This is a genomic window from Rhizobium bangladeshense (assembly GCF_017357245.1).
Taxonomy (GTDB): Bacteria; Pseudomonadota; Alphaproteobacteria; order Rhizobiales; family Rhizobiaceae; genus Rhizobium; species Rhizobium bangladeshense.
This window is the reverse complement of the sequence record NZ_CP071612.1, coordinates 1,117,551-1,140,450: the sequence shown is the minus strand read 5'-3', so window position 1 is coordinate 1,140,450 and position 22,900 is coordinate 1,117,551. Positions and strand designations below refer to the sequence as shown.

25 protein-coding genes are annotated in these 22,900 nt (G+C 61.1%); 6 read left to right on the top strand and 19 right to left on the bottom strand.

Annotation, left to right across the window (positions count from 1 at the left end; genetic code table 11):
- The first annotated feature begins 170 nt into the window (after window positions 1-170).
- Complete coding sequence (locus tag J2J98_RS05530) at window positions 171-1,124, top strand: NmrA/HSCARG family protein (protein ID WP_207602561.1); 954 nt, start codon at window positions 171-173, stop codon at window positions 1,122-1,124.
- A 329-nt stretch (window positions 1,125-1,453) separates the two neighbouring features.
- Here the strand turns inward: J2J98_RS05530 and J2J98_RS05525 are convergent, their stop codons facing one another.
- Window positions 1,454-2,374 carry a LysR family transcriptional regulator gene (locus J2J98_RS05525; protein WP_207602560.1) on the bottom strand — a complete coding sequence of 307 codons (921 nt, stop codon included), beginning with the start codon at window positions 2,372-2,374 and terminating at the stop codon, window positions 1,454-1,456.
- A 96-nt stretch (window positions 2,375-2,470) separates the two neighbouring features.
- Window positions 2,471-3,466 (bottom strand): LacI family DNA-binding transcriptional regulator, encoded by a 996-nt coding sequence (locus J2J98_RS05520; protein ID WP_064706502.1) that lies wholly within the window; start codon window positions 3,464-3,466, stop codon window positions 2,471-2,473.
- 553 nt (window positions 3,467-4,019) lie between these two features.
- Between J2J98_RS05520 and J2J98_RS05515 the strand changes: the two genes are divergently transcribed.
- From J2J98_RS05515 to J2J98_RS05500, 4 genes are all read left to right on the top strand, one after another.
- On the top strand, window positions 4,020-5,522 hold the full coding sequence (locus J2J98_RS05515) for a DegQ family serine endoprotease (protein ID WP_207602559.1): 1,503 nt from the start codon (window positions 4,020-4,022) through the stop codon (window positions 5,520-5,522).
- A 174-nt stretch (window positions 5,523-5,696) separates the two neighbouring features.
- Entirely contained in the window at window positions 5,697-6,440 is a 744-nt protein-coding gene (locus J2J98_RS05510) for an SDR family NAD(P)-dependent oxidoreductase (RefSeq protein ID WP_207602558.1), read from the top strand.
- A complete protein-coding gene (locus J2J98_RS05505; RefSeq protein WP_207602557.1) occupies window positions 6,437-7,345 on the top strand; it encodes an RNA polymerase sigma factor in 909 nt (302 codons plus the stop codon). The genes J2J98_RS05510 and J2J98_RS05505 overlap by 4 nt, the downstream gene beginning before the upstream one ends.
- Window positions 7,346-7,890: 545 nt before the next feature.
- Entirely contained in the window at window positions 7,891-8,091 is a 201-nt protein-coding gene (locus J2J98_RS05500) for a hypothetical protein (protein WP_064706498.1), read from the top strand.
- A 157-nt stretch (window positions 8,092-8,248) separates the two neighbouring features.
- Here J2J98_RS05500 and J2J98_RS05495 read toward each other — a convergent pair whose 3' ends face one another.
- The 11 genes from J2J98_RS05495 to J2J98_RS05445 form a co-directional block, all read right to left on the bottom strand.
- Entirely contained in the window at window positions 8,249-8,434 is a 186-nt protein-coding gene (locus J2J98_RS05495; RefSeq protein ID WP_020920687.1) for a hypothetical protein, read from the bottom strand.
- A gap of 185 nt (window positions 8,435-8,619) precedes the next feature.
- Window positions 8,620-9,048 (bottom strand): hypothetical protein, encoded by a 429-nt coding sequence (locus J2J98_RS05490; RefSeq protein ID WP_064706497.1) that lies wholly within the window; start codon window positions 9,046-9,048, stop codon window positions 8,620-8,622.
- Between the two features lie 4 nt (window positions 9,049-9,052).
- Complete coding sequence (locus J2J98_RS05485; RefSeq protein WP_207602556.1) at window positions 9,053-10,735, bottom strand: right-handed parallel beta-helix repeat-containing protein; 1,683 nt, start codon at window positions 10,733-10,735, stop codon at window positions 9,053-9,055.
- Entirely contained in the window at window positions 10,732-10,959 is a 228-nt protein-coding gene (locus J2J98_RS05480; protein ID WP_207603089.1) for a hypothetical protein, read from the bottom strand. The genes J2J98_RS05485 and J2J98_RS05480 overlap by 4 nt, the downstream gene beginning before the upstream one ends.
- Before the next feature lie 4 nt (window positions 10,960-10,963).
- A complete protein-coding gene (locus J2J98_RS05475) occupies window positions 10,964-11,326 on the bottom strand; it encodes a hypothetical protein (protein ID WP_207603088.1) in 363 nt (120 codons plus the stop codon).
- Window positions 11,326-11,790: a lysozyme gene (locus J2J98_RS05470; protein ID WP_064706493.1), complete on the bottom strand. Its 465-nt coding sequence runs from the start codon at window positions 11,788-11,790 to the stop codon at window positions 11,326-11,328. Before J2J98_RS05470 ends, J2J98_RS05475 begins: the two co-directional genes overlap by 1 nt.
- Window positions 11,765-12,019, bottom strand: a complete 255-nt coding sequence (locus J2J98_RS05465) for a DUF7940 domain-containing protein (protein ID WP_207602555.1) — start codon at window positions 12,017-12,019, stop codon at window positions 11,765-11,767. The genes J2J98_RS05470 and J2J98_RS05465 overlap by 26 nt, the downstream gene beginning before the upstream one ends.
- 97 nt (window positions 12,020-12,116) lie before the next feature.
- On the bottom strand, window positions 12,117-13,253 hold the full coding sequence (locus J2J98_RS05460) for an acyltransferase family protein (RefSeq protein WP_207602554.1): 1,137 nt from the start codon (window positions 13,251-13,253) through the stop codon (window positions 12,117-12,119).
- A gap of 677 nt (window positions 13,254-13,930) precedes the next feature.
- On the bottom strand, window positions 13,931-14,488 hold the full coding sequence (locus J2J98_RS05455; RefSeq protein WP_207602553.1) for an acyltransferase: 558 nt from the start codon (window positions 14,486-14,488) through the stop codon (window positions 13,931-13,933).
- 97 nt (window positions 14,489-14,585) lie between these two features.
- Window positions 14,586-15,941, bottom strand: coding sequence for a hypothetical protein (locus J2J98_RS05450; RefSeq protein ID WP_207602552.1), 1,356 nt, complete (start codon window positions 15,939-15,941; stop codon window positions 14,586-14,588).
- 271 nt (window positions 15,942-16,212) lie between these two features.
- The gene (locus J2J98_RS05445; protein ID WP_246569396.1) at window positions 16,213-17,292 is read right to left on the bottom strand and encodes a class I SAM-dependent methyltransferase; all 1,080 of its coding nucleotides are present in this window, start codon (window positions 17,290-17,292) and stop codon (window positions 16,213-16,215) included.
- Window positions 17,293-17,478: 186 nt separating this feature from the next.
- Here J2J98_RS05445 and J2J98_RS05440 point away from each other — a divergent pair, with 186 nt between their 5' ends.
- Entirely contained in the window at window positions 17,479-17,640 is a 162-nt protein-coding gene (locus J2J98_RS05440) for a hypothetical protein (RefSeq protein WP_207603173.1), read from the top strand.
- A 1-nt stretch (window position 17,641) separates the two neighbouring features.
- On the opposite strand, the gene J2J98_RS05435 is transcribed toward J2J98_RS05440, so the two are convergent.
- From J2J98_RS05435 to J2J98_RS05410, 6 genes are all read right to left on the bottom strand, one after another.
- Entirely contained in the window at window positions 17,642-18,274 is a 633-nt protein-coding gene (locus tag J2J98_RS05435) for a hypothetical protein (RefSeq protein WP_207602551.1), read from the bottom strand.
- A gap of 194 nt (window positions 18,275-18,468) precedes the next feature.
- Entirely contained in the window at window positions 18,469-18,774 is a 306-nt protein-coding gene (locus J2J98_RS05430) for a hypothetical protein (RefSeq protein ID WP_207602550.1), read from the bottom strand.
- On the bottom strand, window positions 18,774-19,778 hold the full coding sequence (locus tag J2J98_RS05425) for a tail fiber domain-containing protein (RefSeq protein WP_207602549.1): 1,005 nt from the start codon (window positions 19,776-19,778) through the stop codon (window positions 18,774-18,776). The genes J2J98_RS05430 and J2J98_RS05425 overlap by 1 nt, the downstream gene beginning before the upstream one ends.
- Window positions 19,744-20,160, bottom strand: a complete 417-nt coding sequence (locus J2J98_RS05420; RefSeq protein ID WP_207602548.1) for a GNAT family N-acetyltransferase — start codon at window positions 20,158-20,160, stop codon at window positions 19,744-19,746. The genes J2J98_RS05425 and J2J98_RS05420 overlap by 35 nt, the downstream gene beginning before the upstream one ends.
- Window positions 20,157-21,980 carry a hypothetical protein gene (locus J2J98_RS05415; RefSeq protein ID WP_207602547.1) on the bottom strand — a complete coding sequence of 608 codons (1,824 nt, stop codon included), beginning with the start codon at window positions 21,978-21,980 and terminating at the stop codon, window positions 20,157-20,159. The genes J2J98_RS05420 and J2J98_RS05415 overlap by 4 nt, the downstream gene beginning before the upstream one ends.
- Entirely contained in the window at window positions 21,977-22,681 is a 705-nt protein-coding gene (locus J2J98_RS05410) for a phage adaptor protein (RefSeq protein ID WP_207602546.1), read from the bottom strand. The genes J2J98_RS05415 and J2J98_RS05410 overlap by 4 nt, the downstream gene beginning before the upstream one ends.
- Window positions 22,682-22,900: the final 219 nt, after the last annotated feature.

The following is a 22,900-nucleotide window of genomic DNA, read 5'->3' as shown; positions in this document are numbered from 1 at the left end:
CCGGCCGATTTATCCTTAAAACGGCATTATCATATGCGTTCAGGCGATATTCATCAATAATTTCTCTTTCGATAGAGTACCGCGTCAAGGTCGGGCTGTGGGGTAAGGACCCTAAGTCTCAGCCTTTTTTAAATGCCCCTACCAGCGGGGAACGACAGGAAGGGAAAGCTATGTCTACAGACAACAAGCCACTGATCGCGGTCACTGGTGCAACGAGCAAACAGGGGCGCAGCGTCGTCGCGACACTTCTTGAGAGCCAACGTTTCCGCGTCCGCGCTTTTACTCGGAGAAAGGATTCGCACGAAGCCTTACGCCTGGAGGAACTCGGGGCCGAAATCGCCATCGTGCCTCTCGAACTCGGCCATCAGAAGGAGCTCGTTGCTGCATTCAAGGGCGCGGATGGCGCATTTCTGATGACGCCGCCGATCGCCCCGCCGGCGACTATCGAGGCTCCCCTTGGCCGACAGCTCGCGGATGCGGCCGTTGAGGCCGGCGTCGGTCATATCGTTTTCAGCACGCTGGAGAATGTCGACAGGATCGCCGGTGGGACGAAATATGCGCCGCATTTTACCGACAAGGCGCTCGTTGCAGACCACATTCGCAGCCTGCCGATTTTTCATTCCTTCGTCATGCTGGCATTCTTCTACACCAACCTTCTCGAATATTATGTGCCGCGCATGGAAGGCGACACCCTGCTCCTGCCGATTTATCTTCCTGAGGATTTCGCAGCGCCTTTTGTCGATCCGCTGACGGCGACCGGGCCCGTTGTCCTCGAGATCTTTTCAAACCCCGAGCGTTACGACGGCAAAACGCTACCGATCGTCGGCGATATCATTTCCCCGCGGGAGATGGTCGAGACCTTCCAAAGCGTGACCGGCCGCAAGGCCGTGTATCGAAATGCTTTCACCAGGGATGGGCTGCTGCATTATTTTCCGGAGTTTGCCGCCAACGAACTTCTCGTTCGAGAGATTCTCGGCATGGTCGAATATGCGGTCGAGTATGGCTATTTCGGCAAGGAACACGATCTCCAATGGAGCCGCCGGCTGAATCCCGAGGCGCTCAACTGGGAGCAGTTTCTGCGGACGACGGGATGGCGCGGCGACAAGCGGTCTTTCGGCGGCTGAAGCACATGTCTCGCAAAGTATGCTCCGGTCTTCGACAACCGATTGCTTGCCCTAGAGCCTTTCCGGGTTAGATTGAAGCATTCTGTTGGCTCAAACGGAGTCGGATGGTCGACCGGCCGGCGCGCGCCGTAGCCCAGCTCTACGGCCAAGCCGGCCGGTCGATCAGCCGGCCCGTTTCAGCCAACCCGGAGGGCCGGGCATGTTTCCGCCAGGATCAAAGGCGATCGGCTCGCACGTACCTTGGGGTATGCCCTTCGCCAATCGCCTTTGCCCTGACGAAAACCTGCTCCGGCAGAATGCTTCAATCTAACCCGGAAAGGCTCTAAGACCTACGACCGCCGGATCCCCGGCAGCCTGGCAACCTCAGCGGCAAGAAAGTCGACGAGCAGCCGAACGCGGGCAATGGCGGCACGTTCCGGAGCGATCAACAAGCTCAGCGGCACCGGCGAAGGCCGGTAATCTCCGAGCACGACCTCGAGCCGGCCGTCCTCCAGAAGATCGTGAACCAGCCAGAGATGGGTAGGACCAATGCCGCGCCCGGCGGCAAGAGCCTCGCGCGCCGCAAGCCCGTGGTCGACGCGCAGCCGGCCACGGACAGGGATCATCAGGCTTGTACCATCGGGAGAGGAAAGAAGGAGCTTGTCGCTGCCTGCCACGTTGGACATCACGACAGTTTCGTATCGCGACAGATCGGCCGGCCGCTCCGGCCGTCCCCGGGCGGACAAATAAGCCGGAGCGCCGACCAGCAGCCGCTGGCTTTCTCCAAGCGCGTGAAGTTTCATTGCGCTGTCGGCCAGAGGCCCGAGACGGAGCGCTACGTCGACGCCTTCGCGGACCAGGTCGATGCGCTGGTCCGTCAGGTTGAGGTCGACGCGGATGTCAGGATGCTTGTCCTGGAAGTCGAAGATCATCCGCGTGATATGCATCACGCCAAGCGCTGCCGTGCAGGAGAGCCGAACAGCGCCGGCTGGGGCGTCACGGGCGTCTCTGGCTTCTTCAGCAGCCTGTTCGACCAGGCGCAATATCTGAAGGCAGTTGGTATAATAGCGACTACCTTCGTCCGTGAGGGTGACGCGACGCGTCGTGCGGCTGAGAAGCGGCACGCCGACAGCCTCCTCAAGTTCGTTGAGGTGCCGCGTCACGCTGGATTGGCCGACGCCCAGCTCCTTTGCGACCATCGACAGGTTGCCGCGCTCGGCGACGCGGACAAAGGTGCGCATCCTGTCAAGAGATAGTCCCGCCTTATCCATTTTTCAGCACAGTGGTTGCCATCCGGTTCCAATACGGAACAATCCTACCGTGCCCGGTCGGGGCTCAGCAAGACTCAGCTCCACTTCGATGCCCGACTACCGCGTCGAGCCGCGCGGGACGATCGAGAAGCCGCAGTCGACCCTGTCTTCCTCGAGCGGCTCGTCGTGGATGGCGTGCAGCAGCATGTCGGCGACGCGGTGGCCGATGTCCTGGCGCGCTATGTGCACCGTCGTTAGCGACGGCTCGAGGAAGGGCGAAAATTCCAGGTCGTTGAAGCCGCAGATGCCGACATCCTCCGGCACGCGGATGCCGCGCGCCTTGCATTCGATGAGGACGCCGAAGGCCAGTTCGTCGCTCTGGGCAAAGACGGCATCGACATCGGGCACGCGCTCGAGCAGGCGGGAGAACAACTCCCTGCCGAGGCCGATGCGGCTCGGCGCATCCCCGCCGATGATGAGATCCTCCAGGAAAAGGCCGGCTTCCCGCATCACAGCCTCATAACCCTCGATGCGCCGGCGCGAGCGGACGTCGGCGCCGCGGCCGATGAAGGCGATCCTGTTATAGCCCCTCGACAACAGGAAGCGGGTGGGCTCGGCGCCGGCCGTATAATGATCGAGGCCGACGACCAGCCTTTGCGGCTCCTGGCTGAGATCGGTGATATGGGCGATGGGACAGGGGGCGCTCGCCATCAGCGGCAGAAGGTCGCGATAGGATTCGGCGCCGGCGATGATGACGCCGGCCGGCTTCTGGGTCAGGATGGATTTCAGCAGGCCGGCTTCGCCCTCGGCATGGTGCAGCGTGCTGGAATATTGCACGGTGAACTCCGTGCCGCGGAAGCGATCCTCGATACCGATCATTAGGCCGGCGAAGCCATATTGGTGCAAGGCGGGGGTGATGACGCCGACGATGCCGTTATGGCGGCCGGCCAGCGCCCGGGCGGCAAGATTGGGGATATAACCCATCTCCTCGACCGTGCGCAGGATTTCTTCCCGCAGATCCTCCGAGACGATTTCGGGATTGCGCAACGCACGCGAAATGGTGATCGGGCTGACGCCCACCTTCCTCGCCACATCGCTCAGCTTCACCTGCATTCCGCGCTCGGCTTTCCTCCCCGCTGCACCGAATTCTTCGCCGACGAGATTCACCTGCAGCCGATTCCCCAGTTATTACTTCCTGAAGAAGAAGTAACTTAGAGTCTACTAACTTCTATATTCGCAACAGGTTCCTCAGATACGCTTCCACCGATGCAGCGGAATCACCTGCTTTGCGATACGAGCTCAAGCGGCCTTGGGATCGGCGTAGTGCCCTGAAAAAGCGCATCAATCCTGAGACGGCCTCTACCCGGCGAAAGGCCCAGGCGATCGCCGGGAGCAGCGGCCCGCGCGAAGCCTTGGAAGGAAAGATTAAATACATGTAATTTCTTAAACATCGGCAACATAAACATGATCAATGTTTAATTTGTAAAGCCGTTTGGCCTGGTCATATTAATGCCAGCGCGAATTCTTCTTCCTCTCCCCGCTCGTCGGATCCCCGACGACCCGCGCCAGGCGAATGGGGGAATTGTGCCCCCCTCTCCCGACGCCAGGTCCGAGACACGGAACCACGACGCCATCAAAGCCAACGCTCTCGCAAGGGACCATCGCCATGTCACGCATCCACCGCAAACATTACGCCGCAGCGCTCGTCGGGGCCGCCGCCATCGCCGGCGCCGCCAGCCTCCCCTTCGCCGTGAATTCCTCCAACGCCTTTGCCGCACCTTCGGATACAGGCGGAATTCTCGCCGCGAGCGGCTCCTTCGCCTCGATCGTCGACGCCGACAAACCCGCCGTCGTCACCATCACCACGACGATGAAAGCAAGCGATGCCAGCGCCGGCCAGGAATCGCCGATGGACGAACAGTTCCGCCAGTTCTTCGAGGATCAGGGCATCCCGTTGCCGCGCCCGGCGCCGCAGCACCATGGTTCGGAGCATGCGATGGCGCTCGGCTCCGGCTTCATCATCAGTCCGGACGGCGTGATCGTCACCAACAACCATGTTATCGACAACGCTTTCGACATCAAGGCGACGCTCGACGACGGCACCGAACTGCCGGCCAAGTTGATCGGCACCGACGCCAAATCCGACGTCGCCGTCCTGAAGATCGAGGCTGGCAAGCCGCTGCAGACCATCGCCTGGGGCGATTCAGACAGGCTGAAGCTCGGCGACCAGATCCTTGCGATCGGCAACCCCTTCGGCATCGGCACCACGGTGACGGCAGGCATCGTTTCGGCGCGCGGCCGCGACCTGCATAGCGGCCCCTATGACGATTTCATCCAGATCGACGCGCCGATCAACCACGGCAACTCGGGCGGTCCGTTGGTCGATCGCGAAGGCAAGGTCGTCGGCATCAACACCGCCATCTATTCGCCGAACGGCGGCAGCGTCGGCGTCGGCTTCGCCATTCCCTCCGACGAGGCCAAGGCGATCGTCGCCAAGCTCGAGAAGAACGGCTCGATCGATCACGGCTATCTCGGCGTGCAGATCCAGCCGGTCACGAAGGATGTGGCCGATGCCGTCGGTCTCGACAAGACAGGCGGCGCCCTGGTGGCCGCCGTTTCCGCCAATACCCCTGCGGCCAATGCCGGCCTGAAGCCCGGCGATATCGTCACATCGGTCGGCGGCGAGACCGTCAAGACGCCGAAGGACCTGTCGCGCCTCGTTGCCGATCTCTCCCCTGGAACGAACGAAGCCCTGGGTGTCTGGCGCGACGGCAGGACGATCGATCTCAACGTCACCGTAGGCGCCAATGCGGACGGCCAGAAGCAAGCCGAGGCCGAAAGCCCGCAAGCGCATGGCCAGGCCTTCGGCCAGCCGAGCCTCGGCATCGGCCTTGCCGACCTGACGCCCGACGTGCGCCAGCAGCTGAACCTGCCGCGCTCCGTCAGCGGCGCGGTGGTCGCCAGCGTCAATCCGGACAAATCGGCCGCTGCCGCCGGCATCCAGTCGGGCGACGTCATCGTCTCGGTCAATGACCGGCCGGTGCGCAATGCCCGAGACGTCAAGGCGGCGATCGCCGAAGCCGGCAAGGCCGGCCGCAAATCGGTGTTGCTGCTCGTCGAACGTGACGGGAGTAAAACCTTCATCGCTGTGCCATTTGCCGCGGCCTGAGGCATCCGGTGTGGCGAAAGCTGCGATGAAAACGAAAAGCTCGTGAAGACCCAGCCGGCTTTTGACGCCGGCTGCCACAAATCGCAGATGGCGATGACTCTTTTCACCTCCTTGAAACGTCGTTGTCGCGACCGTCGTCGAGCGGTCGAAACCGACCCGAATGAGGACTGATAAATGGATCTGGAAGGAAAGCGAATTGTGGTCGTCGGCGGGAGCCGGGGCTTGGGGAGTGGGCTCGCCGAGGCATTCGTTGCTCGCGCGGCCGAAGTCACCGTGGTCGCCCGAAACACGACGGCTGTGCAGGGACCGGCTGAGCAACCGCCCATCACCGCCATATCAGCTGATGCAACTGATGCCGACGCGGCGTGGCGGATCATGGAGCAGACGCGACCTGATGTCGTCATCATGAATGCCGGTGCGCAACCGCCCATGGAGCGGATCGACCGGATTGGCTGGGAGGCATTCGCGACCAACTGGAATGTAGACGTCAAGGCCGCGCTGTATTGGGTACAGGCTGCCTTGACCGTGCCGATGGCGCCGGGCGGGCTCGTCGTCCTGGTCTCCAGCGGAGCCGCCGTGCAGGGGTCGCCGCTGTCGGGAGGTTATGCCGGCGCCAAGCGCGCGCAGTGGTTCATTGCAAAATATGCCGATGGCTTGTCGGCGGAACTCGGCCTGGGTTTGCGGTTCCGGGTCATCGTTCCCCGGCAGATGTTCGTTGGAACCGGTGTAGGTGACACCGGCATCGGGGCCTATGCTGCGAAGGCGGGTCGGACATTTGCCGAACAGGCCGCTACCTGGCCGGACATGACGCCGCGGGCTTTCGGTGATACGGTCACCGAACTGATCGGCAAATCCGGCCTCGCCGAGGCCATGGTCTATGCCGTGCGTGGGGATACGGGTGTGACGGTCATCGAATGACGGAAGACCCAGCTCGCGGGGCCGCAGAGAGGAAAACTCTGCTCGCAGACCTGGCCAGGGAAGCGGACGCGCTTCGCCCCCAACTGCATCGCTATGCTGCTCGTCTGGTGGGTTCGGTGATCGACGGCGAGGACGTGATTCAGGACGCGTTTGCCAGGGTATTTGCGACGGCTGGCTCGATCCCGCCGGGCACGCCGCTGCGACCGTGGCTATTTCGCATCGTCCACAATCGAGCCATAGATGCCCTGCGCCAGCGCAGTACGCGCCGGTCGGAGCCGCTTGAGATGGCCTTTGATCTCGCCGATACCAGCGCCGTCGGCCCGGAGGACGCGCTCATCCGGCGGGATACGGTGCGGGTCGCCCTGGGTCATTTTGCAGATTTGCCGGTGCCGCAACGCAGCGCGGTGATCCTCAAGGATGTGTTGGGAGAGTCGCTTGCGGATATAGCAGCGCTGCTGGAACTGAGTGTCGATGCCGTCAAGGCTCATCTGTCGCGCGGTCGGGCGAGATTGCGCGCGATCTCAGACGTGCGGTCCGAGGTTGCGCCGTCGCCAAGTCCCGAGGCCCTGAACTTTGCGGCGCTCTTCAACGCCCAAGATTGGGACGCGCTGCGTCGCTTGCTGGCCGACGACGTTCGGCTTCGTCAGGCGCGACGGCCGGAAATCTCGGGTGCCGCCGACGTCGGTCGATTTTTCACCTATTATGCCGAATATCCGCTGGTCAGGGTCGAACCGGCCTGGCTGGAAGGCCGGGAAATATTGCTGGTATCGGCCGAACCGTCGGGCGGTCCTTCCTATTTCATGCTGCTCGAATGGCGCGGGAAAAAAATAAGCCTGATCCGCGACCATCGTTATGCGACCTATGTCATGGATGGTGCTGATGTCATGCCGGCCGCATCGCGGTGACCGATACTGGTCGATACGAGCTTTCTCGCGGTCCGCTATGCGCCGCCAACCGCGGACATTTCGTAAAACATGACTAGTTCCGCCAAGGCCTGTCAGCGGTCATGGCTCAGAATGTGGAACCGCACGATTTTAGCGATTCCACATCTGCGTTGGCGACTGGTCGCGAAGACGGACTTTTTTTCGTGGCTGTCCGGCTCCGGCACAGAGCTGCGCCCGGCCCTCGCAGCACATGGTAAATGGCGGCATTTTCCACGAAAAACCGCACGGACCGCCGGTTTTTCGTACCGGAAAGCGACACCAAAACAAGAACTTGCTCCATTGCCTGACGGCGGCTCCGGCGGGCGATAAACTGCCGCTGGACGAATTAACCCTACTGGCTTACCTTAATATCAGCATCAACTTGAATACACCCCACCCTGTGACATCGTGTTTTCATGACAGCTAGTTTGTTCCGGGACAGCTCACCGGAACCACGGCCCGCCTTTCCCTGGAGAGACCGGCTTCATGCATCAAGGGGCGCAGAAACATCAAATGGAGGGTATGCCATGAGCAATGTCCTGGAATTTCGTGCCAAATGCCCGGATGACAAAAGTCTGACCGACTGCCGCGAGGCGCTTGAACCGCAGGTGATGAAGATTGTCGCCGAGGCCGTCGGCAGGGGTTATCCGGCTGCAGAAGCAGCCATGGTCGTCGCCGACATCGCCGACGACTATATCCTGATGCTGTCGCGCGAGCTGCGGCATTGATGGCGGCGTGCGCGGATCCGCACGCCGACAAGCTGGAAACAAGGGGATTAGTGGACCGCGCAGCGCCTGCCGGGGTAGCAGGGGTACAGGAGACGAGACCGGCCGCGCGGCCCGGCGATCAAAACGCCGGATAGGGCCGGAAGTTCCGGCTCCGGCGCTATCGCCATTTCGGCAGGCGCGGCGGCGCGTTCGCCTGAATCTCGTGCAGCGGCGCATGAGACCCGAGCAGCTTCTTCAGCTTCTTCTCCTCCGCCGGGCCAATCCCAAACTTGCGGCAATGCTCGGCAACATCATGTTCCCGGGGTCCGGGAATACGAACTTGGCGATTGCTCATGCTCTTCATGTTCGTTTCCTCCTTGCAAAGGATAACAAACAGGCGCCAATTTTGTTCGTTAGCAAAGTCTAATTTTAACAAGGCGGGGAAGACGGCAATATATCCGCCTGCTCACGCCGTTTTTGCTACCTTCGACTTGCCGGCATTCGACGTTGATCGCCAGGCGCAAGAGAGCGCAAAGCTTGGCGCACCGCTCAGCTGATCTTCAGCCAATGCCTGAGCGCCGCCACCGCGCCATCGCTGGCATAGGCAATAATCCCGCCGGTCGTCAGCCCGGCGAAGGCGATCAACCCTGAAATGCCGTAGCCGATCGATTTCATCCGTTTCCATTCTTCCAGGGCCGGGCCGACCGTCTCCTGGTTCCTTTCGACGGTTTCCTTGAGCGTCCTCATCTCGGCGCGGATCTGCTCATCCGCTCCGCCGCTGATCGCCACCCTCGTGTCGAGATGGGCGATCTGCCTCGCCTGTTCGTCGAGCCGCTTGTGGATCACCGCACGGCCGTCATGCGCGTTGGCCTTTTCGTCGGCCATCTCCTGGCGCAGCAGCGCGACGTTTTCCTCGATGCCGGTCAGCCTTCCCTCCACGCGCCCGAGGGCGCGCAGGATATCGTCATTGGATGTCATGGCATCACGCACTTTCAAAACAGCCGATATCGTTGCCCCCCTGCGGCACTGCGTTTCCGAACAGATCTCTGGGTCCGGGGTCAATGCCATAGAGGCTATTGATGTTCTGACCGCCATTGCGGCAGACGGATGCGCCCTGGGTCTTGTAAGATCCAAGGGCGAGAGGATCGAAACCGCCGATATTTCCAACTGGGAGAGGTCCGACCAGCGATGGATTGGCGGCCTTGAAGCTTGCCGATCCGGCAACGGTTTCCTGAGTGGGGTATGCCGTCCGCCAGTTGGAGAACGTCGTATAGGTGGCCGAGCCCCACTTGAGAGAGGTCGAGGGCGAGGAATAGCAATTGCCGATACAAAGGTAGGCCGGCGTCAGGCTGGTCGAGGAGTTGATGACCTTCGAGCCGGTGCCCGTCATATAGACGATATTGTTCGCAAAATAGCTGACGGAGAATTGATTGGGGTTGCTGAAGAGATAGAACCCGTTTGCGGAGGCCAGGCCATTGTAGATCGTGTTGTTGTGGATGTTGTTGTTCGGCGCGGCGCGGCTGCTTTCGGCAGTGCCGACAAGGACGCCGCCTTTCGATGCCGGCGCCTGGGTGCCGTCGTTCTCACTGATGTTGAAACGGATGGTGTTGCCGCTGAGGTCTTTGATGGTGGCATCGGAAAACTGGTAAATCTGATAGCCGGAGCCATAATTGTCGTGGCTGTAGCAATACTGGACGGTGCAGCCCTGGCAGCCGCCATCGATGTCGAATCCACCGCCATCTGAGGTTCCAACGCCAGTCTTGTTGTGGTGGCTTTCACAGAACTGGATGGTCGAATTCAGGCATTCATAGAACCAGATGCCAACCGGTCCTGAGGCGTAAGTGTTGTTCGCCCCGTTGTTGTAAGCTTCGCAATATTCCACCAACGCTCCCGAGCACTGCCCGAGGAGGATACCGCTGCCGGAATGGGAGACGGTGATGCCGGCCGTGCCTGTGTTGTTGTAGACCTTGCAGTTGCGAATGACTGGGCTGGTGTGGCTGACCGGATTGGCGGCCAGACCGTAAAGGCCCTGGATGGTGATGCCATTGCCGGTGTAATCCGTGGCGTTGCCGGTGCAGTCGTGGACGAGGCAACCGTCGATCAGCAGGCCGTCGAAGCCTGATGCCGAGGTCGCCGCATAGGCATTGTCGCCGGTGTAGACAGCGATGCCGTCAACGCCATAGCCGGAGATGTCCAGACGCAGCAGCGAAACGCCGCTGAGCTTGGCATTCCCGAGTAGGTCGTTGACGAGGTGGCAGCCTGTCGCCGTGCTCACCGTCTGTCCGGTACCGACGAAGATGAGGTCTCGGACGGTGACATGGTGCGGGTTGAGAGCGTCGAGTCCCCTGTTCGAGTTGAGGCTGGCCTGGATGGTGGCGTTGCCGGTGCCATAGGAGCCGAATATGGTCGTCTGTCCCGGCGCACCGAAATGCTGGCCTTCCCGCAACATCAGGCTGCCGCTGAAGGTCACGCCACCCTTGAAGAGGACCTGCGAGCCGGCAGGGATGGTGGCGGCGTTGACCTTGCCCAGGGTCTGCCAGGCCGTCGTCGGACTAAGCCCGTCGCTGGAGTCGGAACCTGCCGGGTCTACATAATAGATAGGCGCCGGCGCCAGCGCGGCGCTTCTCATCGGAATGCCGATGCCGCAATCCAAACCTATTCTCATGGGCGCGCTCCAAACTTTGTCTTGAGGTCGTCGTAGAATTTCACGCTGCGCTCCTGGCGGGCGTTGGCGCGGTCGAGCGCCTGACGCTCGCGGGCAAGGATCGCAATCAGCGGCTCGCCTTCGCGCACGGGCGCATGCCCTTCCTGTTTTCTGAGATCCTCCGGTAGCGGCGGCAGCACGATGCCGGCCGCGGCCTGTCCTCTGGCGACTGCCGCACTGCTCAGGCGCTCAGTGGCGGAGCAGCCAGTCACGATCAGCAGCAGTGACAGCGCAGGCACGGTTCTTTTGCGAAAGCTCGAGTTCATAGGATCGGATCTCGTTTTCCAGTGTGTTTCTGGCGGCCTGCTGGGCGTCCTCGGCGGCGGCGAGGCGCCTGCGGTGCTCTTCGCCGGCGGCAGCCGCCGCGTTGCGCTGGCGCTCCATCTCGGCCGCCTCGGCTTCGGCCGCAGTTTTTTCGGAAAGGAGGACGTAGCCCGCGCGCGCCTGGCGCGCCGCCGAGGGGTAGCCGATCGAGACGGCATAGAGGTGGTAAATGACGAGGCCGGCGGCGATGCCGGCGCCCATTTTGAGCGTGTCGAGAAGGCCGAGCATCATGCGCCCTCCAGGCAGAAGGCGCGTTCCTTCTGCCGCCGGCGCGTCAGGCCGGGAAAGGTGATGCCGGCGGCGCGGTTCCATTTGAGGAGTGCCTCGCAGCCCTCGGCCGCCCTGCCCTGATTGATGAGACGAACGACGCTCGATTTGCACGCAGCACCGACGCCGACATTGTAGGCGAACGAGGTCAGCGCCACGAAGCGCGAATCCGGAAGCGGCACCGTCACGCACTGCTCTATGCCGCTGGCATACCGCTGCAACTCGAGCGAAAGCAGCGCCTTGCACTGCTCGATCGTCTTGTAATCGCCGGGCTTCACACCATTGGTGCTGCCGTAGCAGATCGTCCAAGGCTGGCCTTGAGTGGCCGGATCGGGATAGGCGTGCTGCCGAAGCCCTTCGAACGAGCCGACTAACGCGACGGCCATGGCGGCTGCGGCGCTACCTTTCTGCAGGCGGTTTGCCATTCGATTCTCCTGAAATGTTCTGCTGGACGAAAACGCGCGCGACGATCGCCGCCGCAGCGAAGAGCCCCGATGCGGTGGACATGGCGAGCTGGATGTAGAGATTGCCGGGGACCCAGGTCGCGGCGACGAAATTGATGACGGGCTCGAGGACGATGAAGAGCAGAGCGAGCACCATGAGGCGAACGCTCCAGGCGCGCCTCAGCACGGCGCGCCAGTTATGGACGAGCATGGGTCGGCTCCGGTTTTTGGGCGTGGCAAAACACCCGGCTCGAAGGAGGCGGGCGATCAGTTCCAATTTTTCAGTAAGACGCTTTCAGTGAACGCGATCAGCTGGTCGGATAGATCCGATCACGGAGTCTGAATATCGGCTGCTCGATGTACTTATATGATAAAGCGGCGAGCAACAGCGTGACGGCACCAAAGACGCACAACTCTACCACGCCACGAAACTCGGACTTCACGCCGAAAACAGGCTCGAGCAAAAGCGGCGTCACGACGAAATAAAACGTGTAGCTTACCACCTGGTGATAGACGTATGCACCGTAGCTACGCTTGCCTATGAACACCAGAACGCGGTTTTCCATCAGCTTCGCTGCGGTTGTTGCCTTGCCAATAGCCCAAAAAAATATGAGCGACGAGGCAATCATGTAAACCGGCACGTCGGCAAGTACTTTGCCAACGAAGCTACTCCGATACGCGGGTACTCCCTCGCTAATCTCTGTCAACCAAAGCAGGCAGACTGACGCGACGCCAACTACCATTATAGTTGCGAAACAGCGCGACAATTGGGGCGTGATCCGGCTCGTCGATGTGATGACGGCGATTGTTGCACCCGCAGCCAGCGAGTCCAGGTTTCCGAATGTAACGAGGACACTCGCCTGGCCGAGATCGGCATACCAGGCGAAAGCGCGCCAGCCGATTGCAACCACAAAGGCGCCACATAGCGAAAGCTTCCAGGCTTTCGGCCGGAGAAAGATGACAATCGGAGCCCAGAATACATAGAACTGCTCTTCAACCGCGAGGGACCACCAGGGGGCGGCCGGCCCATAACTTCCGATGTCGTTTCGAAGCAGCGCATTTCCAAGATTCTGCACGAAGAAGACGTGATAAATTACGTCTTCCCTCACAGCGCCATTCAATCCTATGCAGATGATAAAAACGAGCGCCAAATAGTAGATTGGCTGAATACGGAAGAAACGGCGGCCATAGAAGCCCTTAAGCAGTTGCAACCCGCCGACCTCACGCTTTCGTCCGGCTAAGTCGATGAGTATTCTCGTTATCAGAAATCCGCTGATGACGAAGAATATGAGAAGACCGCTTCTTCCCCATTCCAAGACCAGAAATGCAAGCGGCGCCCAGTGAGCCAGCAAAACCAAAAGCAGTGAGATTGCCCTGAGCCCGTCCAGGCCGCGTATGCGACCGCGCACGCTTAGCCCGAACTCTCGATTTGCAAGAGTGTCCAATGTTAAATCCCTCAGCCTCTCGGAGCGAATAGCGCAATCCTGCCGAGATTGAAAGCGGGTCCAAACGTTATCCGCGTCTTGTTCTATCGCGCGGCTCGCATTCCGATGTTCACCCCGCTAGCTTCCCTGCCCGTACATCAGCCGCGGCCTTGATCGCCTTCTTTGTCCCCAGGATCTGCGAACCAATTTGCTGCTAGGCGGCGAAGCTCGCTCTGATACATTGGCGACGTCGGCCACGAGCACGCCAGGAATGCCGATTTCGGGCGTAAGCAGTGGATGATCCTCGTCGAAAGGCACTTCCGCTTCCAAATAGGCGCGAGCCTGATCAGCCGTCTTAACATTGCCGAGCGCCTGACCAGCGTCGGCCGTGATCTATTGTAGCGCGTCGGTTTCGGCCGCCGGGTCGGATCATGGCTTTCAGCGAGGATTTCCGCCGGCAGGTCAATCACTCGAGTTCGCAGACGAACGAACCATTGACGTTTTTCATGGATCGGGCCGCACAGAAGAGACTTGCGGGAAATAGTGCAAACAATGGATATTGTGCCTCGTCGGCGAAGACGGACGCTAAATGCCGTTGTCCGGATTCTAAACTGGTGCAGCTGTACCGACAGGATTCAAGAAGAAGCTGCACCGGATGCACGACCTCGTCACCAAAAGCCGCATACAATCCGTCTGACTTACGTTCGGTATTTGACTACCTTCGCCGGCGCGCCAACGGCGATTGCGTATTCGGGGATATCACCAGTGACGACAGAATTCGCTCCGATCACAGCGCCGGACCCTATCGTGACGTTCATCAATATTTTGGCGCCCGCGCCAATCCAAACATCATCACCGATTTCGACGAAGCCGATCTCAGCCTTCTGTAGCCGAATTGGTATGTCTCGCCGCACGCCATGTCCGTGATCGATGATCTGGACATCTGAACCGATCAACACGTCATTTCCGATGGATATGCGGTTCTTGGCAGTGATGATGTTTCGGCGGCCGATGACGGTATTATTTCCAATGAAAACCTTCGGCTCAGGCATCGTGAGTTGAAAGAAGGAATAGTCTTGAATCGTGACATCGCTGCCCACCTCGAGAACTGCGTGCTTCACCATACGGAACTCGGCGCTACGCTTGACAACCAGGTTCGAGCCAGCGCGATTGAAATAGCGAATGCGCTTATAGGCGGTAACGAGGCGCTGAAGAATTCCTCCGCGATTCCGGTACGAAGCTTTGTCGGCTGCCATGATTTCCTCCGAGTCGTGGAGGTCATTAGCTCACGATCTCGCTTATTGCCAGACATCGAGCGTGCGTTTCCCCAGCAGAAGCTCCCGCCGGCGTCCATCATCCATTCCTCCCGCACGGAAAATAAAACCCGTCTGTCCAGATCCAGATATTCCCGGCAGCGCCAGCGACTTGGCGGATCTGCCGGCTCGTATTCGTCCACATATCGCTACAGCCGATTGCAAGCCCGCCGGCGACTTGGATGGATCCCATGTTGCCGCCATCGCCAGGAATGCCCGCGACAAGAATCCCCTGCGCCGGATCGTGGAGCAGTGCAGCATTAGTCGTCGCGCTCGATGTGAATTCAAACCGGAGCTTCGCCTTGACCTTCACCCCATTAGGCACCGTCAGCAAGATCAGCGCAGACGTCGTCGAGATCGAGGCATTGGCAGCATCTTTAACAGGCGTGACGAACGTATATTCGTCACGTGGATACAGAACAAACGGCCGAATGTTCGAACCTCCATCGGTCAGCACCACGCCAATGCATTTGACGATGGCATAGCCAGTGAGCAGCGTCGTGCTGATGCCGCCGATCGTTGGCGAAGTCGAGAAAACCACGTCGAAAGACAGGTCGGCCTCCTTGCGCAAGGCATATGCGAAGTATGTCGCATTTGCTGCGACGGCGCCGGCATCGAGGCCGCCCGCGCCCGTTCCGGCAGCGAATGTTCCCGTCACCCTCTTGGTGAATGACACCGCGCTGGAAACGAAACTTGAGCCTGATCTGGCCGAGCCGGAGGTAAAGTCGATATGGGTGTTCGGACTTGCTCCGTTGTTGGAAAGGACGAGGCCAACGACGAAATCGCCCACGGCCGAACTGTCGGCCTTACTCTGGATCCTGGCGGCGAGCTTGTTGGTGAAGAAGGCAGCACCGGAACAGGTGATGTTGACGCTATAGCCGTTCTTGAGGATGAGCGTGGTCGAGCCATCAACCGTCTCCGAGCCGGCGGGATCAATCGTCACGTCCCCGCCATCGGCGATGACGCAATAGCGCCAGTTTGCGCCGAGCGTTGCTGCTGCGCTGAGGGTGAGCGTCGCTGCCTGGGTGAAGCGATGAACGGCATTGTCGTCGGAGGCAAGTGCCGTGTAATCGCCTGATTTCGCGGCATAGATCGACGCTTTATCGAACGCGACGTCGACGCCGTTCTGGGTAAATCCCAGCAGCCCGCCGCCCTTCAGATAAAGGCCGGTCTGGGGATTGGTGGCGAAACCGATGCCGGGCGCCGAAACCGTGCCGCTTGCCGCTTTGAGTGGCGCGGTCATCGGTGCCGAGCCGTCGCGTGGCAGCGAATTGGTGATTTCGTTGCCGAGGTCGGTTGTCAGCGCGTTCCATGGCGCCGGGTCGATGACCTGGCCGACGGAGGGCGTTGTTCCGGCCGGTTTCGAATAGACGCCGGTTGACGGGTTCCTGGGCATTCATCGTCTCCAAAGAAAAAGACCCCGCGCGCTGCGAGGCCATTGTGGTTTTGGGGAAGGCGGTTGGGACGGGCGGCCGCATCTTGCACGGGTTTGACACGGAGGTCGGCAGCCTTGATCGGCCACCTCAAGATGGCGGACATGGCAACGCAGCCGTTTCTGCTGAGGCGGGCACTTGAATTTGTCCGTCGTTGAGGTCGGGCAAAGGCAAGAGGCGGCTCCGAAAGAGAAGTCCCTGTCTTTCCGCTTAGATTTCTAAACTACGTCCCGACTATCGTCTCTTGAACAAGAGATCGGCTCCATAGACATCCGCGCGGGTGCCAGTCACCCCACTGTTGCGGCCCTCGAACCGAGCGGCCAGATCAAATCCCATTTCGTCGGCTATTCCCGTTAACGACGCTTCTGAAATGGTCTGGTGGGGATAACGTATCTCAACGTTGTCGAATCCATCAGGAACCGGGCCAGCACCATTGTCGAAGAGCCGGGACGACTGGACGGTGAAGAGCTTCCTGTTCGAGAAGGAATTTCTTGCCAGATAGGCGTAACGAGTTGTCCTGCTCAGAGCCTCGCGCCACAATGTCTCTGGATCGGAAAGATATTGAAGTGTCCCACTGCTGTAGAACACATCGAACTCTGGCGGCAGTTGGTCGGAGAAAGATATTTCCGGCCTCAACGCCTGCGCGGCGTCCGCCATGGATTTTGTCTCTACGACCGTGAATGACCAGGCTGGGTACTGCTCTCGCAGCACGGCGCACATTTCGCCAGCGGATCCGCCGAAGTCGACGAACCGGCCGGCAGGGATATCCATGGCGGGCAGGAGATCTGCCGGTGGTTGGACACAAGACTTCTCCTCGCCAATCAACCGCCGCGATCGTTCTATCCGGAACGCTGTAAGACGCATATCCCCATACGCGGGCGCCGCCGCCGCCGCTTTGCTCCATGATTTGTACAATCTCTCACGCGTCCGCCAGTTATTCACGGCTGCAACTGCGGAGCTAGGTAGAACCTGTTTGACGAGACGCTTGAGCATGGAGGACCTGCGTTGGATTGGTGGCAAGTGACAGTCGAGGATGAAGTGATCGTCTACAGCACCAAAGGGCGCTTCGCTACCAGTAGTTTTAGCACCGCGCCATCGCGGTACCAACAAGTCTCCTATTTGCGGGACGATCACAGGCTTGTTTGTTCCGGAGCGACCACAGGCGCCCGAATCATCACGCGGGAGCGAAACGGTGGTTTCATTGCCGAGGTCGGTGGTCAGCGCGTTCCAGGGCGCGGGGTCAATGACCTGGCCGACGGAAGGTGTCGTTCCGGCGGGTTTCGAATAGACGCCGGTGGATGGGTTTCTGGGCATTTACTTTCTCCGAATAGAAAAGGCCTCGCGAATTGCGAGACCTCGAAAAGTATAGTATCGGTTGCGGCGTGCGGATCGACACCAGCCAAACAAACCTTCACGCAAAACGATCACGATCGCCGCGATCCTCGCCGCGGCAGACCTCACGAACGCGAGCTTCGAAGAAAGAATTCAATGAGGAAACTCATGTCCATGACGCTGGGCGCGCTGATGGCGACGGGCGGAGCAGCTGTCGCCGGCTACATGTTCCTGTACGCCAGCCAACCCGTCAAATTGGTCATCTGGTCGATACCGATAACCGTCATGGCACTGGGGGTTGCTATCTTGTGGGACGATATACGGGGCTAGGTTACCAGCCGCCGCCGCCGCTTCGGCTGCGAGCTCTAAGAAGCGCGCGCTTCAGGGCCTTTGCGCCGGCGTTACGCCCACCTTCGGGACCGGCTTCCGACGGCATCAGACCGCGTCTTTTTAAGGAATTCATACCGAATTCTGTCAAAGCCTCTTCGGCAGCGCCATCAAATGCCTTTTGAAGCCGGTTGCTGAAACCGCCTTCCCCGGACCCGAACCCTTCAACAGCGCCCTCTGCCATGCTCATCGTCATACCTGACGGCAACTTAAAAGCTGCGTCAGAGGCTAGCTCTCCGGCCCCTTGCAATATCGTGGAGATATAGGGATGCTGGTCGTCAAAGGCCTTATCCATCCCGCGCTGAATAGCCAGTGCGTTTTCATACCGCTCCGCAAGCGTTCCGCCCGGCAGCGGCGGAAACAACCCATCAGGCAGCATTGGGTCAAAGACGGGTGCCAGTAGTGCAGCTGTCCCGGCATTCGCTTCGTCGAGATAGGCGCCGACGTGCGTGCCGCGGGCGATAGCGCGTATGGCATTGTTGAGCGACAGATCGCCCGACTGCCCCGCGTAAGGATCAGCTCTAAGCTCGGCATATCTTCTCGGCGGGGCAGCCGGAGTTTTGTTAGGATCTGGCATTACGATCTCCTGTGGATGGTGATTGTGATAGACAACGCTTCCGGCCCTCGCGCTTAGCTCGCGAGCCGCTCATCGGATTGTGGTTTGAAGGAGTGGCATTGCCCGCTCGGCGAAAAAGTCCAGAGGCGGAAGGATGGCCGCTAGACCGCGGCTGGATGCAGGCAACCTAAAAGGCGGCGAAGGGTCATGCGCACTTACGCAGCATTGCGCTTGCCGCCGAACAGTGAGGCCAGGAAGCCGGGAGACTTCACCGACTGAGCTAAGGGCGCGCCCGTCGGCACAGCGGGAGCTTCAGTTGTAGCCGCCTTCTGTTCGTGATCCGCTTGCCTGATCGCCAACCCGCCCATCAAAGCCTGCGCCAGCCGCGCCACGCCCTGCCAGGGCGATTGTACCGGGCTCGTGTCCATGCCCTGCTGCAGCATGGCATAGGCCAGCCGCTTGCGCTGGTCGCTGACGTCGCTCTGTGTCTTGCCGGTATCGCCGCCGAAAATATACGCCATCAGCCCACCGCCCTTCCGTAATCGACGCGGTCGAACCCGTCGGCATGTTCAAACACCGCGTCGGGATGGGTCTCGCGTACATCATCGGACATCAGGCCGATCTGCATCGGGCCGCCCTCCCTGTAGCGGAAGGCGTAGACCGGCAAGCCGTTGTCGAGCCTGCCGACGCGGCTGATGTCTTCCTTCAGCCGCCGGTCGGATTTCGCCCAGCCGCCGAGCAGCGAGCCGCCAAGGCCGAAGAGACCGCCCATGGCGGCGTTCGACTGCGCGAGCTGCTGGTTGTAGAGGCCCATCTTCTGATTGAAGTTCTCGTTGATCAGCCCCGCCTGATCGACGGTCGGAAGCTGCGTGGTCGGCGTGTTGACGTAGCTCGGTTGGTGCACCTGCGAGCCGGACATCAGCGCCGAGATCTCGTTCAGCGGCTGGTTGCGCTCGGTCAGGATCGAATTCTGCGCATTCGAATACATATCGCCGAGATATTGGTCGGAGGCGGCCTGTTTGCGGGTGGAGAAATCGCGCATGGCGTTGTCGTAAGCCGCCGAGCCCATCGAGATGCCCTTGTCGGCCAGGCTCTGCTCGAGGCTCGCCTGGTCGCGGTTCCACTGGTTGTCGAAGCCGGAGCGCCAGTGATCGTTGACATATTTGTCGACATTGCCGGCGCTGAGGTCGACATTGGTGCCGAGGATGCCGGAGACCTTGCGGGTCTGGTCGTTGGCGAGCCTCGCCAGGCCGAGCTGCGTCTGCTGCGTCTGGTCGTAGATCGCCTGGTTCTCGGGCGAATAGGTCTGATAGGCGGAATAGGTTGGCAATTGGTATGTTTTGCCGTTCTGGTCGGTCATCGTCTGATAGCCGGTGACCTTGTATTCCAGCGAGCCATCCGGCGTATACTGGTTGGTGTGGCTGAGGCCCGCATTGGCGATGGCGGTGTCGACGTTGGTGGCCGTCTGTGCCGCCGCGGTTTGGGTCGGATCAGGCGCCTTGGGGGCCTTTGGCGTGGAGACCATAGGGAAAATCCTCTTTCATGATGGCGTAAAGCAGCGCGTCGCAATCGCCGAAATAGCCGTGCTGGCGGCCTTCCTGCCGGGCGCCGCATCTTTCGAGCAGCGTCTGGGCCTTGCTGTTATCGGCGCGGGTGCGGCAGGTGGCGCGGCGGCAGCCGAGCTGGTTGACGACATAGTCGTACACTGCCCGCATCAGCGTCAGCGACAGCCGGTCGGCGGCGAGCGAGATCTCGATGTCGTGCTCAGTCCAGGCGTTGAAGATGAAGCCGGCGATGATCCGGCCGCGGTCGACATGGGCAAGCGTGGTGTAGGGTGGGTGGAACTCCACGCCGATCCTGGCGCCGACCCAGGCGGCGATCTCCTCGCGCGGTTCGGAGACGATCAAATCGGCGCGCCCCTCTCATAAAGCAGCGAACCGCCGACGACGGCGGCTTCCGAGACGGAGCCTGATGAGCCCGAGATCAGCGCGCGGATGGTCGGCGCCAAGGCCGAACCCGCGCCGCCGGCGGAGGCAAATTTGCGCACCAGCGAAATGCCGGGGAATTTCGACACACCCCAGACCGCCGTTCCCCATTTCGCCGCCGCATTGTTCTCGACGGACGACAGAAGCGCTGTCGGCACCTTCGTCTGGTAGTCGACCGAAATGCCGCCATACATCAGCGTGGAAACGCCGATCTCGGCCGTCACCCCGATCAGCTTCGATAGCTTGGTCGAGAGCCCGTCGCCGAAGCGGCTCCAGGCGCCGACCATCAGCGCGTCGATCGCCGCGCCATTGTCGTTTGCCCCAACCTCGGCCTCGTATAGCGTCCCATCGGCGGCCCCGAAAAACAGCCGGTCCTGCCAGGTCGCCCAGCAGGAGGCGGGCATGCCGACGAAGCGGCACCAGGCGCCGGTCTCGGTGTTCATGACATATTGGTAGGGGCCGAAGGAGGACGGCAGGTTGACGATCGCCATCTGGCGCGCCGGGAAACTCGATAGCTGCCACTCCTCGGAGGTCGTGCCGGTCGCGGCCACCGTTTCGCGCCATGTCGGGCCGATCCGGGCGGTGATGGCGCCGAGGCTGGTCGCGCCGCGATCGAGCTGCACCGCCTTGGTGATCGGCACGATGCCGTCGGTCGTCATGATCGCGAGATCGGCGCCGACCGAGAGCAGGCATCGATCGAGCCCAAGCGGCCGGCCGAGCTTGAAGGTGCCGATCAGACCCCAGTTCGCGGCACTCGACGGATCGGATCCCTGGAAGACGATCACCTCGCCTTCCGAGGAGATCAGCACCAGGCATTGCTGCAGGCCGGTGGCAACCGGGATGGTCCAGACGTTGATCGCCACCAGCGCGCCGCCATATTTCATGTTGCCGCCGACGGGCAGAACCGTCGCCGCGCCGCTGACGGCGTCGGTGGCGAGGTACCAGACATTGGTCGAATTCTTTTCGATGAACCACAGCCGCGAGCGATAGGCGGTGACGGCGCTGAGCAGCGAGGCGTCCGGAATCCCGGTGATCATCGTCGAGGGCACATAGGGCGTGGCGGCCGAGCCCTTTTCGAGCTGCGCATTGGTGACCGTTCCCGTCGCGGTGAGGGTGAGCGTGCCGGCCGCCGGGGTGAAGGTGAGCGACACCCGGTTGCCGACGCCCGTTCCGTTCAGCGTGCCGGCGAAAGCGCCGGAGAGCGTGACGGAACCGGTGCCGAAGAAGCTCAGGGTGTATGCGGTGTTGCGGACGGCGACATTCTGAGTGGCGAGCGTTGCCGTGCCCACCAGGAAATTGTTCGTCCAGGAGCTGCCGTTGAAGATCAGCGGCGTATCGAGGCCGTTGACGAGACGCAGGAATTCCTGGCCGGCCGGGTTGGTATACTGCTGCACCGACCAGTGGGCGCTGGCGAGGCCCGAGACGACAGGCGCGCCGGCCGCCCCGCCCACGGTCACGTCGAAGATCTTGTCGCCGGCGGCGGCAAACAGCCTGTTGGTCACGCCGGAATAGGGAATGACCGTCTGCACATCGGCGCCGAGGCCGGTGGCAAAGGCGAGGAAACCGTAGCGGGCGCGCACGCGGTTGGCCTCGGGAAAGAAGTTGTCGAGCTGGAAGGCGGCATCTTCGGGCATATCGGCCATTTCGACATCGGTACGCCAGCCGCCGATCGGCGCGATCCAGTCTTTGCCTGGCGAAACGCGGCGGGTGCGGCCGTTCGAGGGAACAGGTCTGCGGGTCATGGCGTCACCGTGATCGTGCCGGGCCAGTAATTCTCGGGCGTCTCTCCCCTCGCCGGCAGCGAAAGGTCGACAGGCCCAGCGGCGCGGTCGGCGCCGATGGCGGCTTCCTTGGATCGTTCGAAAGAGGCGAGCTCCTCGCCATAATCGAGGCCCTTGGCCCGCTTCCAGCGCCAGATCAGCGAGAGTTCGAGCAGCTCTTCGGGAAAAAGCGCCGTGTCGGTGTCGTTAGCCCAGTTGGCGGCAGTGGCCGCGCCGCCGTTCACCGCCACCCAGAAACCGGAGATATAGGCGTATTCGATCGTCTCACCGGCAATATTCGGGTAGATGTCGAGCCTGCCTGCCGCCATGCGCCAGATCTGCGGCACCGGATTGGCATTGAGGATGGTGTGGCGCTGCCAGGTCTGCGGTTCCACCGGGCCGTTCAGCGCCCACAGGCGCGAGACGTTCCATATCCGCGCATTGGCGGCGAAGCGGTCCCAGTCGGCAGGCGGTTCGGCCGGCTCGGGCGCAGCACCCGTCGCCTGGAATTGCCGCCGTACCATCAGCGCCGACCAGTCATGGGCCCGCACCAGGTCGCGGCCGGCGCGGGTGGAAAGGATGCGCAGCTGCATGATCTGCGGATCCGCCGAGGACATGACGGCCGCCGGCGGATCGAGGTCGATCTCCGCGCAGACGTTCTGAATGATTGTCAGGAGCGACATGCGGGGATCTCCGGTTCGGGGCAGTTGCGGTGGGTGAATTTGCGGAGTTCGGTAGCAAATGCCACCAAACCACATTGAGAGGCGGCAGGACGCCTGCCCCAACAGCAGAATAGCTGCACGGCTCGATATTGTGGTCTTTTCGATTCCGGTCGCGATCGCTCGCCATTTCGACGCGCACGACCAGAACAAGTCATGCCAGCCTGGAAAAACAAGTTGCGA